The following is a 15,726-nucleotide window of genomic DNA, read 5'->3' as shown; positions in this document are numbered from 1 at the left end:
TTGCACAGATTCATAGAATTATTTAATTCGGATCACATAAATTTTCGAATAATGACCCAAAGGCAACTGGAAATATGAGTGTCACTGCCAACATAACTGCGACGCCACTGGAAACCATGACGTTTCCACTGCACGGCGCGCGTCTGATTGAAGCGTCGGCGGGTACCGGCAAAACCTTTACCATCGCCGGATTGTATCTGCGTTTGCTGCTCGGCCATGGGACAGAACACACCCGTCATGCCAGCGCATTGACGGTCGATCAGATTCTGGTGGTGACCTTTACCGAAGCGGCGACCGCTGAGTTGCGAGACCGAATTCGCGCCCGCATTCACGATGCGCGTCTGGCGTTCAGCCGCGGGAAAAGTGATGACCCGGTGATTCAGCCGCTGTTGGCGGAATTTGCCGATCATCAACTGGCGACACGACTCCTGCTCAACGCGGAGCGCCAAATGGATGAAGCGGCGGTCTACACCATTCACGGCTTTTGTCAGCGCATGCTGACGCAAAACGCATTTGAGTCCGGCAGCCGTTTCAACAACGAATTTGTCACCGATGAAAGCCATTTAAAAGCGCAAGTGGTGGCCGATTACTGGCGCCGTCAATTTTATCCGTTGCCGCTTAATCTGGCGGCGGAAGTGCGCCGCTTGTGGGCATCGCCGGCGGCGCTGCTGGAAAAAATCGGCGGCTATCTGACCGGCGCGCCGCTGTCTCTGACAACACCGGTGATGGAGGGCGACCTCGCGGCGTTGCATCAGCACAACCTGACTCGCATTGAGGCGATGAAAGCAGCGTGGCTGGCGGCGGCCGATGACATTCACGATTGCATCGCCAATTCCGGCATTAACAAGCGCAGCTACACCAAGAAATCATTGCCGGAGTGGATCGCCGCGGTGTCGGACTGGGCGGCGCAGCCAACCCATGGTTACGAGGTGTCGGACAAGCTGGAGCGTTTTGCTCAGGATGTGCTGGTGGAGAAAACGCCATCGGGCGATGCGCCGCGTCATGCGGTGTTTGAGGCCGTGCAGGCGTTTTTGGCGGAGCCAGTCAGCTTGGAAGCGCCGCTGCTGGCGCACGCGATCACTCACTGTCGCACGCTGCTGGCGAAAGCCAAAGCCAGCAAGCAGTGGCTGTCGTTCGATGACCTGCTGACTCAGTTGTCCGCATCGCTGGATGGTGACGATGAAGGCACACTGGCAGCGCGCATTCGCACGCTCTATCCGGTGGCGATGATCGACGAATTCCAGGACACCGACCCGCTGCAATACAGCATTTTCAGCCGCATTTATCTGCCGCATCCGCAGTGCGGTCTGTTTATGATCGGCGACCCGAAACAGGCGATTTACGGTTTTCGCGGCGCAGACATTTTTACCTACATCAAGGCGCGCAATCAGGTGAGCGCGCACTACACGCTCGGCACCAACTGGCGCTCCAGCGCCGATATGGTCGCGGCGGTGAATCAGATATTCACCCTGCCGGACAGCCCGTTTATTTACGACAACGACATTCCGTTTTTGCCGGTCAGCGCCAGCCCGAAAGCGGGTGGCCGTGCTTGGCTGCTGAACGGAGAGGTGCAGCCTGTGCTGACCTACTGGTCAATGACGGCCGACGCGCCAGTGACCAAAGGCGCGTATCTCGACACCATGGCGGCGGCAACCGCAAGCCAGATTCAAACCATTCTGACAGCGGCGCAGCAAGGGCAGGCGCAGTTTAGTCACGGCAAAAACATTCAAGCGGGTGACATCGCAGTGCTGGTGCGCACCGGGAATGAAGGGCGCCTGATCAAAGACGCGCTGGCTCAGCAAGGCATTGCCAGCGTGTATCTCTCGAACCGCGACAGCGTGTTTACCAGTACGATTGCGCCGGATATGCAGCGTCTGCTGCAAGCAGTGCTGACCCCGGATAACGATCGCGCCATGCGCGCGGCGCTCGCTTCCCCCTTGTTTGCGCTCAATGCGCAGCAGTTGGACGCCCTCAATAACGATGAAAATGAGTGGGAAAATGCGCTGAACGAATTCAAACAGTATCGTCAGTTGTGGCTCGATCGCGGCGTGCTGCCGATGCTGCGCGCGGTGCTGAGCCTGCGCCACATTGCCGAGCGTTGGCTGGAAGAACCTGACGGCGAACGCCAACTGACGGATTTCATGCACCTGAGTGAATTGCTACAACAGGCGACACAGGAGATCGACAGCGATCATGGCCTGCTGCGCTGGTTGGCGCAGTCGATCGCTGATGCCGAACAAGGGCTGGGCGGCAGCGATGAGGCGATTCAACGCCTTGAATCTGAGCGTAATCTGGTGCAGATCGTCACCATCCACAAATCCAAAGGTCTGGAGTACGAACTGGTGTTTTTACCCTTTGTACTCAGCTATCGCGAAGCGAGCGAAGGCAAGTATTACGATGCCAGCAGCGGCCAGACTTTGCTGGACATCAGCGGTCAGGAAGCCTCGATTCAACAGGCGGACAAAGAGCGTCTGGCGGAAGATCTACGTCTGATTTATGTGGCGCTGACCCGCGCCGTGTACGGCTGCTTTATTGGTGTGGCGCCGCTGCGCAACGGCCGTTCCAGCAAAGAACCAACTGGCGTGCATCACAGCGCGCTGGGCTATTTGCTGCAAAATGCCCAGCAAGGCGGCCTGACGCTGCTCGCAGAATCATTGCATCAACAGACGGCGCTGGCGTGTGTTGCGGTGACGGAGCCGCCCGCCGTGCCAGAGTCGGTGTTTGTGCCGTTGGCAGAGCCGTTGCCGCCATTGAGCGCGCGTTCGCTGAGCCACGAGATTGATCGCCTGTGGCGCATCACCAGTTATTCCGGTTTGGTCAAACAGGGCAGTCATCAGCATGATGCGAGCTTTGAAATCGGCGGCTTTGATGTCGACTCGGCGGATGAGCACGATGAGGCGGCATTGGCTGAACCCGAGCGCTCGATTTTCACCTTCCCGCGCGGCGCGCAGCCCGGCACATTTCTGCACAGCCTGTTTGAAGAAGTGGAGTTCACGCAACCGGCTGGCGATGAACACAACACGCGCATCATTACCGACTTGATGGAACGCGAGCAGATCGATACCGACTGGCTGCCAGTGCTGCAATCGCTGGTGGATACCGTGCTGCGCACGCCGCTTAACGGCAAAGATTTGTGCCTTAACCAAAAAGCGCCGCATCAGCGCCTGACCGAAATGGAGTTTTTACTGCCCATCGAAGTACTCAGTGCGCCTGCCCTGAACCGTGTGGTGCAGCGCCATGACCCGCTGTCGGCTAAAGCGGGCGATCTCGGCTTCTACACCGTACAGGGCATGCTGAAAGGATTTATCGACTTGGTGTTTGAACATCAGGGCAAATATTACGTGCTGGACTGGAAATCCAACCATCTGGGCGATGAAGTCGCCGCGTATCAGGGCGAACGGTTAGCGCAGGCGATGGTCGAGCACCGCTACGATTTGCAGTATCAGCTCTATGCGTTGGCGCTGCACCGTTTTCTGCGAAGCCGTTTGGCGGGCTATGACTATCAGCAGCACTTTGGCGGCGTTTATTACCTGTTTTTACGCGGTATGGATGGCACGTCGCAACACGGCATTTTCAGCGCTAAGCCGAGTCAGGCAATGTTGGAAGAGCTGGATTATCTGATTCAAGGTAAAGAGATGACTTCGCGCACCACGTCCGCCGGACAGATGGAGTTGGATTTATGATGGATGTCCGTTTGGATTTCGCGCAGGTGAGCGCGCAGTTAAAGCAACTGGCGGCGCAGGGCGCACTGCGCCAGCTCGATTACCAGTTTGCTCATTTCCTCGCACAACAAACCGACGCGGGGACGCTGAGCGATCACGAGCGCGCGGCGTTGATGTTAGCCGCTGCGGCGGTCAGTGCCGAACTGGGGCGTGGTCATATCTGTTTGCCGCTGGTCGATGAGCAGGGCAACCGGGTTGAACTGGCGAGTAAATTGGGTATGTATGGCGACGCTGCCCTGCCGCTGAATCAGCTGTGGTTGTCTGTGGATTGGGCAGCGCTGGTGGCGCGCACGCCGCTGATTGGCGCACGCGGTGAAGCGGTGCCGCTGATGTTTGATGGTCAGCGCTTGTACCTGCATCGTTATTGGCATTATGAAGTGACTTTGGCGGCGCGTTTGCAGAGCTTTGGGACACCCATGATCTTAAAGCCTATGGCAGTCCAAAACCTTCGCCAGCGACTCGATACGTTGTTTGCCCGCGACTATCGTTTTTTACAACAAGCCTTGCAACGCAAGGGGGCAGCGTTGGCATTGAATCAGGTGGCGCGTCAACGTTTGGTGTGCGACTTACTTGATGTGGTCGACGAGTCCGGGCTCGATTGGGAAGCGATTGATGGCGTGTTGCAACAGGCCAAACGCAGCGAGGATTTCGCGCCGCTGGATACCTTGGTGCCCCAAGCGCACTGTCTGAACTGGCAGAAAGTGGCGGCCGCGATTGCGCTGACGCGCCGTTTTGCGGTGATTTCCGGCGGTCCCGGTACGGGCAAAACGACCACCGTGACCAAATTGCTGGCGGCGTTGATCAGTCAGGCGCAACAAGCGCAGCACACGCCGACCATCAAACTGGTGGCACCGACGGGTAAAGCGGCCGCGCGGCTGACCGAATCGATCGGTAAAGCGGTGGCAAGCTTAGCCGTAGAGCCTGAGCTCAAAGCGCTGATCCCTACCGAATCGAGCACCATTCACCGCTTGTTGGGAGCGATTCCCGACAGCGCCGAGTTTCGTCATCATGCAGGCAATCGCCTGCACCTTGATGTGCTGGTGGTCGATGAGGCGTCGATGGTCGATTTGCCCATGATGGTCAAATTGGTCGATGCGCTGCCGGACAGTGCGCGGCTGATTTTACTCGGCGATAAAGATCAGTTGGCGTCGGTGGAAGCGGGCGCCGTGCTGGGCGATATCTGCTCGTTTCTTTACCAAGGTTACAGCAAAGAGCAGAGCCGTTTGTTGTCTGAGCTGACCGGTTTTCAGTCTGCGGCGCTCAGCCCGCGTCACGCCGATCATCGCATTGCCGATAGCTTATGCATGCTGCAAAAGAGTTACCGGTTTGATGCGCGCTCCGGCATTGGTCAGTTGGCGAAAGCCATCAACAGTGGTCAGGCCTTGTGGGTGGATAAAGTATGGCAGGAAGCATTTAGCGACATCCAACACTTTGCGCTCAGCAGCGAGCACTACAACCAGATGTTGCAATCTCTGGTGGGCGCCTATTCGCCGTATCTGGCATTGATGGCAACGCCGCTTACGCCGTCGCAAAATATGGCTGAGAAAGCGCGCGATGCGTTGCAGGCCTTTGGCCGCGCGCGTTTATTGTGCGCGGTGCGAGAAGGCGATTTTGGTGTCAGCGGACTTAACTACCGCATTGAGCGGGCGCTGGCTGCGCGCAAGAAAATTAAAGTACAGGATGAAATTTGGTATGCCGGACGCCCGGTGATGGTGACGCGCAACGATCATGGTCTTGGCCTGTATAACGGCGATATCGGGATTTGTCTGCGCGATGAGCAAGATGAGCAGCAGCGCCTGAAAGTTTACTTTGAACTGCCCGATGGCAGCGTTAAAGCGGTGTTGCCCAGCCGAGTGCCGCAACACGAAACTGCCTATGCGATGACGATTCACAAATCGCAGGGCAGTGAATTTGAGTTCACTGTGATGATTCTGCCGCCGGAATTCAGCCCGATTTTAACCCGTGAGTTGATTTACACCGGTATCACTCGTGCCAAGAAGCAGCTCGCGCTGTATTGCGATATGGGAGTGCTCAAACGCGGCATTAAACTCAAAACGCAACGCGCAAGTGGATTGGTGGAACGTTTGATGGATATGGGCGACGACGCCTAATCGTTGAGAGCGACAAAATGAAGCTGGCAGCCATTGAGGCTGCCAGACTGAATTTTGTCAGATGAACGCTTTCGTGAAAGTAATACTACGAATGCGGTAGCGCTCTTTCGAGCCAAGGATAAAAGCCCTGAGATTTTCACTGACGGGAAAAACGCAATGTACATCCAACCCTTCAAGAAACTGGTTGTCGGCCATATCCCAAAAGCTTTGCAGAGAGTTACAAATAACGGTTTTCATAGAAAGTTTGCTCTTAAGTACTTGTTTTAGTAATAAAAGCAATCCATGCGATGTCTAAGCCAGCCAAAGCTTAGTAAGAGTCCTAGAGCTTGTAACTCAAAAGTAGATCTAAGTCACAAGTGGGCGAATTTTACACAGTTATTTACAGTTTGAAAAGTGGTGTTTTTATGAACAGAAAGATGCAATGGATTGCAGCTTTCTGTTTGACTTAATTTTAGCGATTTATGCTGTCCGTTTGGTAAAAACAGGCTGTGTAAGGACGATTACAGGTTCAAAATCAAGATCTTTGAGCGGCGCTGATAGTTGTACAGACTCTGTTTTGCCATCGGTAATTTATCGACACCCACTTCAATAAACCCTTGTTCGCGGAACCAGTGCAAACTGTGCGTCGTCAGCACAAACAGACGTTGAATGCCCATCTGTTTCGCCTGATGCTTCATGTGGTTGAGTAGCAGCAAGCCACGGTTGCCATCACGGTATTCCGGATGAATCGCCACACACGCCATTTCGGCCATGCTCTCTTCCTGATACGGATACAAGGCGGCGCAGCCAATCAGCAGGCCATCTTTATCGATGATGGTGAATTTGTGGATCTCTTGCTCGAGCTGCTCGCGCGAGCGGCGCACCAGAATCCCTTGTTCTTCCAGCGGACGAATTAAATCGAAGATGCCGCCGATGTCGTCAATCTGCGCCAGACGTACTTGTTCGGCACTCGCCATGACGATCTGAGTCCCGATACCGTCAAACGAGAACAGCTCCTGAATCAGTGCGCCATCTTCCTTGTAACTGACTAAATGGCTGCGCGGAACTCCAGCGCGGCAGGCGGCAATCGCCGCGCGTAAAAAGCGCAGGGTACCAGTGGTGTCATCAATATCCGGATTGGTTTCTGATTCCAAACGGCTAACGATTTTCTCGACATCCGCCGGAAACAGCTCGGCAATCGAGTTACCATTTTCATCGATGATACCTTGAGTGGAACAAAAGCCGATCAGCTTATCGGCTTTTAATCTTATCGCCACTTGGGTCGCCACTTCTTCAGAGAGAAGATTAAAACATTCTCCAGTGACTGAACTTGCTATCGGGCCAAGAACGACGATAGAACCCTGATCGAGCGTGCGGTTGATGCCATCGATGTCAATGCGGCGAATGCGTCCGCTATGGCAATAATCGATGCCGTCATCTACACCTAATGGTTGAGAGATAACAAAGTTACCACTGACGACGTTGAGCTGAGTTCCGGCCATCGGTGTGTTGTTGAGGCTCATCGAAAGACGGGCGGTGATCGCCAGTTGCAGCTGACCCGCCGCTTGCATAACCAAGCTGAGCGCTTCTTCGTCGGTAACGCGAATGCCTTTGTGATAAGGCGTAGAGCGATTGTGGGTAGCTAAAATCTGATTGATCTGTGGGCGCGCGCCGTGAACCAGTACTATCTTGACGCCCAGACTATGTAGCAGTGCCAGGTCGCTGATAATGTTTGAGAAATTCTTATCAGCAATCGCTTCGCCGCCAACCATCACCACCATGATTTTGCCGCGGTGAGCGTTGACATAAGGGGCTGATTGTCTGAAGCCCTTAACAAGGGCGGTACTACGAATTTTCACGGCCGGATACTCGAATTGAATGTTTAAATATGTCCAAATAATGACTTTTTATTCATCTTGAGACAAGTGGTTTTTTTGAGTCTGATGCAAAATATCGTCGTGACGTTTCAGTCGTGTGATAAGGCTGAGATAGACTGTCAGCGAAGTCAGGCCGAGGGTGCCGTAAACCGTCAACTCAGATGGAAACAAAATGCTTAAAAGTGAGGCGTTAGAGCCAGTGAATGACGAACTTCGTCTACGTAAACGAAAAGCCATTGAGCGCATGCTGCTCTCGATCGCTCTCGTTGGAACGATCATAGTGATCGTAATGGTCAGCAATGTGTTCGGACGCGTTGCCGACCTGTTTTTGCCACCAAAAAGCGATGTTTATGGTTTGTGGGTGGAGCAGAATGTCGCGCCTTATGCAGCGCAGAAAATCGAACTGGAAGCGAAAGGCGTGGTGATCGAAGGACGCGTGGTGACGACATCCTTCGATTTTAATGGTCGTTATCTTGAGTATCGTATCGGTGATCAGGAGTATCGCTACAAAATGCTGAATGAAGAGAACACCGAAATGACCCTGATTTCACCCGCACATTACAATCCGACCTTCCAATTGTCAGGAAAACATCAAAAAAACCTTCGTTAACAATTCGACAATTGCGCTTCTTACTGGAGTTTGTCATCCTTTTCGCTGAACTTCGATAACGGATAAACTCCAGTGATAAAACGTCTTTTCCCATTTGCCACTCTGGCACTCCCTCTGACGGTTCTGTTCGGTTGTGCGCAACCAACGGATCGTGCCCAGCAATATCTGGATGATGAATTCCCGCAGACGCTGAACAAAGTCGAGCAGATCGAATCCAATAAACCGCGTGATTTCACCGAGTTTGCCAAGCAGAGTGAGCAAGTGGTGGAGAAGTCGCCGTCGATGGCTGCGATTTATGGGCCGCTGTATCAAAAGCTTAATGATTGGGTGTTACAAAGTGGCGATCCGGCCGAGCTGGCTCAGTTTGGCGTGCAGGCCGCGCAGTTGGGCGGCGGCGATAAGCAGGGCAACGTGCTGTTTACCGGCTACTTTTCTCCGGTGATTGAGTTGCGTCATACGCCGGATCCTGAGTTCCATTTCCCGGTCTATGGCATGCCTGCCTGTGATGCTGAGTGTCCGACCCGCGCGCAAATCTATGATGGTGCACTGAGTGGCCAGGGGCTGGAGCTGGGCTTTGCGGCCAACCGTATCGACCCATTTATTATGGAAGTGCAGGGCAGCGGTTTTGTCCATTTTGGCGATGACGACACGCTGGAATACTTTGCCTACGCCGGCAAGAACAACAAGGCTTATGTCAGCATCGGCCGTATTCTGATTGAACGCGGGTTGGTTGAGCGTGAAAAGATGTCTCTCAAAGCGATCAAAGACTGGGTGCTGGCTAACGATGACGCCACCGTCAAAGAGCTGTTAGAGCAGAACCCGTCGTACGTGTTTTTCCAACCGCGCGCGGCGGCGCCTGTGACGGGCAGTGCGGGTATTCCACTATTGCCAATGGCCTCCGTCGCTGGCGACCGTTCGCTGTTCCCGATGGGCACACCGATTCTGGCCGAAGTGCCGCTACTCAATGCCGATGGCACGTGGTCGGGCGCGCATCAGTTGCGTCTGCTGATTGTGCTCGATACCGGCGGAGCGGTGAAACAGAACCATCTCGATCTCTATCACGGCATGGGGCCGCGTGCTGGCACTGAAGCCGGTCACTACAAGCACTTCGGCCGCGTGTGGAAACTGGGGCTCGAAAACTCACCGACACAAGCGCCTTGGGCTCTGCCGCCAGAGAAGTTACAATAGCCCGCGGTCAGCTAGACTTTTTCGAAAAGAGTGCGTATAAATCGCACTCTTTCTTTTTGTGAACCTTATCATTGCGGATTAACGATCCCGATTTTGGATGATGAACATGCGTGAACTCGATACTCCAGCCTCAGACAGTTACAACCAGCGTTTTGGTGGTACCCGCCGTTTATACGGCCACTCTGAAGTCGATATTCTGCGAGCGGCGCATGTGTGTGTCATCGGCATCGGCGGTGTCGGTTCCTGGGCGGTGGAAGCACTGGCGCGTACCGGCATTGGCGAACTGACGCTGATTGATATGGACGACGTGTGTGTGACCAACATTAACCGTCAGATCCATGCGCTGAGCGGCAACGTCGGCAAGAGCAAGATTGAAGTGATGGCAGAACGGGTGAAACTGATCAACCCGGAATGCAAAGTTAATTTGATTGACGATTTCATCACTCCGGACAATCAGCATGAATACCTGAGCAAAGAGTTCGATTACGTGCTTGATGCTATTGACAGCGTGAAAGCCAAAGCGTCGTTGCTGGCGTACTGTCGCAGCAATAAAATCAAAGTGATCACCACGGGTGGTGCGGGCGGTCAGACCGATCCTACTCAAATCATGGTCGCTGATCTGACCAAAACCATTCAGGATCCGCTGGCGAAGAAAATCAAAGATCGCTTGCGCCGTTTCCACAATTTCCCGACCAATCCGGCGCGTAAGTTTGGTATCGACTGCGTTTTTTCAACCGAGCAGCTCAAGTACCCGCAAGCGGATGGCAGTGTGTGCGCGGTGAAATCGACGGCGGAAGGTCCGAAGCGCATGGATTGTGCCAGCGGCTTTGGCGCAGCCACTGTCGTCACGGCAACCTTTGGTTTTGTTGCGGTCTCACGCATCGTCGAAAAACTGATTCAGAAACACAGAAAATAAATAGGCAGGGTTGTTATGTCTCGCTATCCCACATCTCCGTTTGGTCGTGAAATCACCAGTGAACAGATCGTCACGACGATGCAGTCCCTGCACGGCTGGGAAGATCGCTATCGTCAGGTGGTTCAGTGGGGGAAAAAACTCCCTCAGATGCCTGACGAACTGAAAAGCGAGCAGGTGACAGTATCGGGCTGCGAGAGTCTGGTGTGGCTGGTGGGTGAGCCGCAAGATGGCGTATGGCATTTCTGCGCCGATTCTGACGCGCGTATCGTGCGCGGCTTGATTGCGATTGTGCTGGCGGCGTTTGACGGAAAAACGGCCGCTGAGATTCAGGCTTTCGACATAAATGACTATTTTGACCAACTGGGTTTGATTGCCCATTTGAGCCCATCACGCGGCAACGGTCTGCGCGCCATCGTCGAGCAGATCCAAACCATGACGCAGCCTAGCCGTTAACGGCCTACGTAAGTCATTATCGCGCTATGATCTGAGCCGTTCAGTTCTTGGACGGTTTCTCTTTTGCAGATAGCGAGTTCGCTATTTAGCCACAAATGATCAATCGAAATTTTTAGCCACGCAGGCAGTGCAAATTTTGGGTGATTCGGCCAACTTGCAATCGGAACGGTCTGCATCTGCCGAAAAAGCGTATGAAAGCGTGCGCTTTGTCCTGACAAGTTCATATCTCCAATGACAAGAATATCTTCGGTTGGGCTTTGTGTCGTTTGATACTCCAAAGCCTGAATGAGCGCATTTCTTCTTTGCCATAGCTCATTGTTGCGAGGCGAGGGGGGATGAGCAATCAGCAGTGACACGGGATGGTTCTCATCCAGTTGCCAAATGCCTCGAATGAAATTGTGGTAACCCTCGTAATAGTAGGCGTGCATCCCATACAGATGTTGCTGGGAAAAAATCAATTGATGGGAGGGTAAACCGACTTTGGGTTGCCCACCAAAGCGATAGGGATAGCGTTCATCGAGCGACTGCAATTGTTCGAAATGGTTAACCGTCACCTCTTGCAATACCACCAGATCCGGTTGCTCTTTGGATAGATACGCAATCAGTTGATCCACATGTTGATTGGAAAACAGCATGTTGTATTGAAAGATGCGCACCGGACGGTGGCACTCGCGATTCACGACCGCGGAATCGTGTGGTGCAGCAAGAACCAGATAGGCAATGAAGAAAATGCAGGCAAACACGGCGAGCCAAGCTTTTTGGTACAAGCCGACCAGCAGTAAAATAACGAACGGCAGAATAAAAAGCGGCGGATAGGCGGCGAGGTTCTCTCCCCACCATATCTGTTGCTGAGCTTGAACTACCCAGTAAAACAGGGCAAAGAGCATGATGAGTAGCCACAATCCCACTTTTTTGCTCATCTCTGGCTCGTTCCTTTTGAGGCGATACATCAGTTAGTCTAGCAATCAATTCTGTTGAGACAGTTCTCTTCTTTTCACTCTAAGCCCGGCCTATTGGTCTCAGCACGTGGCGACTCTTTTTCTAGAGAATGTCGACCGCTTTTTCGATCGCTTTGATCAGCTGCGCGACTTCCTGCTCAGAGTTGTAAATGCCAAACGAAATCCGCACGGTGCCTTTGACGCCAAACGCTTCCATTAACGGATGAGCACAGTGATGACCTGCGCGCACGGCAATGCCTTGTTGATCGAGTAAGGTGGCGAGATCCTGATGGTGCACACCCTCCATCACCACGCTCAGAATGCTGGCATCAGGCTGATAGCCCAGCACTCGAATATCTTCCATTTTGCTCAGTGCTTGATAGGTCAGGGTTTGCAGATGATGCAGATGCGCTTCAACCTCAGTACGCTCAAAGTGGCTGTACCAGTCGATGGCGGCTTTGAGTGCAATCGCGCCTGCCACGTTCGGTGTGCCAGCTTCAAACTTGCCCGGTAGCCCGGAGTAAGTGGTACCGCCGAACGAGACTTTCTCGACCATCTTGCCGCCACCATGCCACGGTGGCATCGCTTCCAGTAATGCCTGCTTACCGTACAACACGCCGATCCCGGCAGGCGCATACAGCTTATGGCCGGAGAAGACATAAAAGTCGGCATCCAGAGCTGCCACGTCGACGGTTTCGTGCACAATACCCTGAGCGCCATCGACCACGACAATGGCACCCACTTGATGCGCGGCTGCGATCACTGCTTCAATCGGCTGGCGTGTGCCCGTGACATTGGTAATGTGGGCCAGCGCAACGATTTTGCAGCGTTCCGACAGCAGTTCATGGAACGCTTCGAGACCAAATTCACCGTCGCGGGTCATCGGTACCTTGACTACCTTGGCCCCCGTCTGTTCGGCGACAATCTGCCACGGCACAATATTGGCGTGGTGCTCGGTTTCGCTGACCAGAATTTCATCGCCAGCTCTAAGTGTATTACGTGCGTAGGTTTGTGCGATGAGGTTGAGTGCTTCGGTTGCCCCGCGAGTCCAGATGATGCTCTTAGTACTTGGCGCGCCGATAAATTGCGCCACACGCTCACGCGCAGCTTCAAACTGGCTGGTGGCGTGTGCTGTCAGGCTGTGGCTGCCGCGGTGCACGTTGGCGTTTTGCGCGCTGTAGTAACGGGTAATCGCGTCAATCACGACCTGAGGTTTCTGCGTCGTCGCGGCGCTGTCGAGATAGATCAGCGGCTGCTCATTTACCGTCTGGTTGAGGGCGGGAAATTGCGCGCGAATGGCGGCGATGTCTAACATGTTACTCTTCACCCAGCTTTTCGTAGTTCAGTTGTGGCAGAGCAACCAATGGCAGCGCCACTTCGCGGGCCAGTTCTTTGCCCGACAACTGCACAATGATCTCCACAGCAAATTCCAGCGCTGTACCTGGCCCTTGACTGGTGAGCAGGTTGTTGTTGACGTCAAACGTCACGCGGCGGTTGCGCCATAAGTCCTGTGGAATGCGATCCTGAAAATTTGGATGACAGGTCATCAGTGCCCCCGGAAACAGATCGTGGTGTTGCAGTACGACGGCCGGAGATGCGCAGATCGCGGCCACCAAACGACCATCGTATTTTTGCTGTTTGATGATTTCGACCAGCAGTGTGCTGTCACGAAAGTTTTCCGCACCGCCGACACCACCAGCCAGCACTACCGCATCAAATTCGTCGTCGGCGACGTCGACCAACTTGCATTCCGCTGTCAGCGTCACGCCGCGCGAGGCGGTCATGGTCAGTTTACCGTCGAAATCAGCGCTGGCGACAACCACCTGATAGCCTGCACGTACCAGAATGTCGATAATGGTGACGGCTTCCATCTCTTCGGTGCCCGGAGCGATCGGTACCAGAATTCGTTTTGTCATGATTGTGTCCAACTTTGTTCGATTGATTGAATGTGTTGATAAAGAGCCAGATTGGCAGGTACGGCCAATCCGTGTTGCTGCGCTTTGCGCACCACATAGCCCGTAATAAAGTCTATCTCGGTTCGCCGACGATGAAAAATATCCTGATGCATCGAAGAACGATTGGCGGCGGTCGCGTGTATCACGTTGTCGACCGTTGCTCGGAGAGCCGCATGATCGACCGGCATGTATTCAGCCTGCATGACGCTGACGACTTCTGCCACGATACTATCCAATGTCTGGCGGAACTGTGGCTGCGCCAGTTCACCATTGGTAATGTGATGAATCGCAGTCAGCGGGTTGATGGCGCAGTTCACCGCCAATTTTTGCCACAATGCCTGTTCGATGTGCATGTTCCACGCCACAGAAGGCAGAGCGTGATTGAGCACCTCGGCGATAAATTCGCACTGGGCGCCGAGCGGATTAAACGCGCCTAGCTGAGTATGTCCAAGACCAGTGTGTTTTACCGTGTGAGCGGAGGTCTTCAGCGCACCATGGGTCGTCGTCGCAAGCAGTGCCGGGAACGTGCGCAATCGGTCAGCAAGATTATCCAGTGCGCCCATCCCATTATGCATAAACAGTAAAATGGTCTCTTGTTCGATGAGCGGCAGCAGCGGCTGTAGGGCAGATTCGACTTGCCAGGCCTTGACCGTTATCAGCAACAGATCGGCATGACGTAAGGTGTCTGGTTGATTGTAGGCAAAATCGATGCTGGGCGATTCATCAAGCTGAAGTGCCCAGTGAGACGTATCCTGAGTGCCCCACAGTGACACGCGATGTCCGGCCTGTTGCAGAGAGTAGGCCCACAAACTGCCGACCGCGCCCGGGCCAACGACCACAATATTCATTGAACATGCTTTGGTTAAGGGTTTGCGCTAAGGATAATGCTCAGCTTGCTGAAAGCAATAAAAAAGGCGCCCATCGGCGCCTTTTCTGCGTAACTGCAAGTCAGAATTAGAACTTGTAAGTTACAGATACGTAGTGACCAAAGCCAGTTGACTTCAGAGAGTCAGAGTCTTTGATACCGTAAACGTCTTTGTAGCCTTTCAGGCCGTAACCCACTGCGAAGCGGTCTGAGTGCCAGTAGATACCGTTGAACATCGCGCCGCCAGTGCTTGAAGATGCGAACTCATCTTTCATACCGAATTGGTAATCGATGTAACCTTGGTAAGAGATGAATGAACCGTTTTCAAAGAAGTAGAAAGGTTTGAACCAGTTAGTAGCAAAGTGGTAACCGTTCCACTCTTTACCGTCGCCATCCCAAGTTGCGTATAGGTTTACGCCAATTTTGCCCAACCAAGGAACCATCACGTCTGAACCCAGACCGATTTTTTGGTTGTTTACTGCGTATGAATCAGAGTAGTTAGTTGCGCCGTCCCACTCGATCAGAGATGCAATGTACAGCTCTTGTACTGGACCGAAAGACAGGTCTTTACCAGTCAGTGCGTCCAGAGACATACGTGGAGCAAATTTCATGAAGATTTTGCTGCCTGCAGTCGCTTTGTCGCTGCTTGATTTGCTTGCTAGGTTGAATACGTCAACGTAACCGTACAGGTCGAAAATTCCCGAGCGACCACCAAACTCCATCTCCATGTAGTCGTGGCTAGACTCGCCTGGCAGTTCGTCAAACGCACCCATCAGGTTGAATTGCATCCACTTGTAATCGTTTTTGTGGATATCGCCATCTGAATAGTCAGCCGCCAGAACTGGCGCTGAAGTAGCCGCAAGAAGGCTAAGAGCTAAAAGTGATTTACGCATTAGGGGACTCTCTATGTTTGTATTAATTCAGAAGAGCAATTATTCCTCGGCTCTTCCAATTGACGGGAATAATAGCGACAAAATTCTCAATTAAAAGTGATAAAGGATGCAAAAATAATCACTCTTAGTGATATTGATCACATGTATTGATAAAAGTTAGGGAACTTTTTTATATTTCATTTTATTGCATTTTTATTGTGATCTTGATCGTTTGCGTGG

The 15,726-nt window shown here is 53.2% G+C and carries 13 protein-coding genes; 6 read left to right on the top strand and 7 right to left on the bottom strand.

Annotated features, from left to right (window positions below):
• Window positions 1-74: 74 nt before the first annotated feature.
• Window positions 75-3,683: an exodeoxyribonuclease V subunit beta gene (gene recB, locus JIG40_RS16785; protein WP_199465683.1), complete on the top strand. Its 3,609-nt coding sequence runs from the start codon at window positions 75-77 to the stop codon at window positions 3,681-3,683.
• Window positions 3,680-5,833 (top strand): exodeoxyribonuclease V subunit alpha, encoded by a 2,154-nt coding sequence (gene recD, locus JIG40_RS16780; RefSeq protein ID WP_199465682.1) that lies wholly within the window; start codon window positions 3,680-3,682, stop codon window positions 5,831-5,833. Before recB ends, recD begins: the two co-directional genes overlap by 4 nt.
• Before the next feature lie 57 nt (window positions 5,834-5,890).
• On the opposite strand, the gene JIG40_RS16775 is transcribed toward recD, so the two are convergent.
• Complete coding sequence (locus JIG40_RS16775) at window positions 5,891-6,070, bottom strand: hypothetical protein (RefSeq protein WP_020330596.1); 180 nt, start codon at window positions 6,068-6,070, stop codon at window positions 5,891-5,893.
• Window positions 6,071-6,333: 263 nt separating this feature from the next.
• Window positions 6,334-7,671: an amino-acid N-acetyltransferase gene (gene argA, locus JIG40_RS16770; RefSeq protein ID WP_024373819.1), complete on the bottom strand. Its 1,338-nt coding sequence runs from the start codon at window positions 7,669-7,671 to the stop codon at window positions 6,334-6,336.
• A gap of 190 nt (window positions 7,672-7,861) precedes the next feature.
• Between argA and JIG40_RS16765 the strand changes: the two genes are divergently transcribed.
• The 4 genes from JIG40_RS16765 to csdE all read left to right on the top strand — a co-directional run bounded on the left by JIG40_RS16765 (window position 7,862) and on the right by csdE (window position 10,856).
• The gene (locus JIG40_RS16765; protein WP_020429846.1) at window positions 7,862-8,299 is read left to right on the top strand and encodes a DUF2850 domain-containing protein; all 438 of its coding nucleotides are present in this window, start codon (window positions 7,862-7,864) and stop codon (window positions 8,297-8,299) included.
• 72 nt (window positions 8,300-8,371) lie between these two features.
• Window positions 8,372-9,487, top strand: a complete 1,116-nt coding sequence (mltA, locus tag JIG40_RS16760) for a murein transglycosylase A (protein WP_020330601.1) — start codon at window positions 8,372-8,374, stop codon at window positions 9,485-9,487.
• A gap of 106 nt (window positions 9,488-9,593) precedes the next feature.
• A complete protein-coding gene (gene tcdA / locus JIG40_RS16755; RefSeq protein ID WP_024373817.1) occupies window positions 9,594-10,403 on the top strand; it encodes a tRNA cyclic N6-threonylcarbamoyladenosine(37) synthase TcdA in 810 nt (269 codons plus the stop codon).
• A gap of 15 nt (window positions 10,404-10,418) precedes the next feature.
• Complete coding sequence (gene csdE, locus JIG40_RS16750) at window positions 10,419-10,856, top strand: cysteine desulfurase sulfur acceptor subunit CsdE (RefSeq protein ID WP_024373816.1); 438 nt, start codon at window positions 10,419-10,421, stop codon at window positions 10,854-10,856.
• On the opposite strand, the gene JIG40_RS16745 is transcribed toward csdE, so the two are convergent.
• The 5 genes from JIG40_RS16745 to JIG40_RS16725 all read right to left on the bottom strand — a co-directional run bounded on the left by JIG40_RS16745 (window position 10,853) and on the right by JIG40_RS16725 (window position 15,507).
• Window positions 10,853-11,776 carry an endonuclease/exonuclease/phosphatase family protein gene (locus tag JIG40_RS16745; protein ID WP_199465681.1) on the bottom strand — a complete coding sequence of 308 codons (924 nt, stop codon included), beginning with the start codon at window positions 11,774-11,776 and terminating at the stop codon, window positions 10,853-10,855. The genes csdE and JIG40_RS16745 overlap by 4 nt on opposite strands.
• 121 nt (window positions 11,777-11,897) lie before the next feature.
• Window positions 11,898-13,109, bottom strand: a complete 1,212-nt coding sequence (csdA, locus tag JIG40_RS16740; RefSeq protein WP_199465680.1) for a cysteine desulfurase CsdA — start codon at window positions 13,107-13,109, stop codon at window positions 11,898-11,900.
• A gap of 1 nt (window position 13,110) precedes the next feature.
• A complete protein-coding gene (locus tag JIG40_RS16735; protein ID WP_020330605.1) occupies window positions 13,111-13,710 on the bottom strand; it encodes a DJ-1 family glyoxalase III in 600 nt (199 codons plus the stop codon).
• Complete coding sequence (panE, locus tag JIG40_RS16730) at window positions 13,707-14,597, bottom strand: 2-dehydropantoate 2-reductase (protein ID WP_055452478.1); 891 nt, start codon at window positions 14,595-14,597, stop codon at window positions 13,707-13,709. The genes JIG40_RS16735 and panE overlap by 4 nt, the downstream gene beginning before the upstream one ends.
• Window positions 14,598-14,703: 106 nt before the next feature.
• Window positions 14,704-15,507 (bottom strand): outer membrane protein OmpK, encoded by an 804-nt coding sequence (locus JIG40_RS16725; RefSeq protein ID WP_024373812.1) that lies wholly within the window; start codon window positions 15,505-15,507, stop codon window positions 14,704-14,706.
• Window positions 15,508-15,726: the final 219 nt, after the last annotated feature.

Origin of the sequence: Vibrio sp. bablab_jr001 (assembly GCF_016464285.1) — a bacterium.
Taxonomy (GTDB): domain Bacteria; phylum Pseudomonadota; class Gammaproteobacteria; order Enterobacterales; family Vibrionaceae; genus Vibrio; species Vibrio fluvialis.
This window is presented reverse-complemented; position numbering and strand designations above follow the sequence as displayed.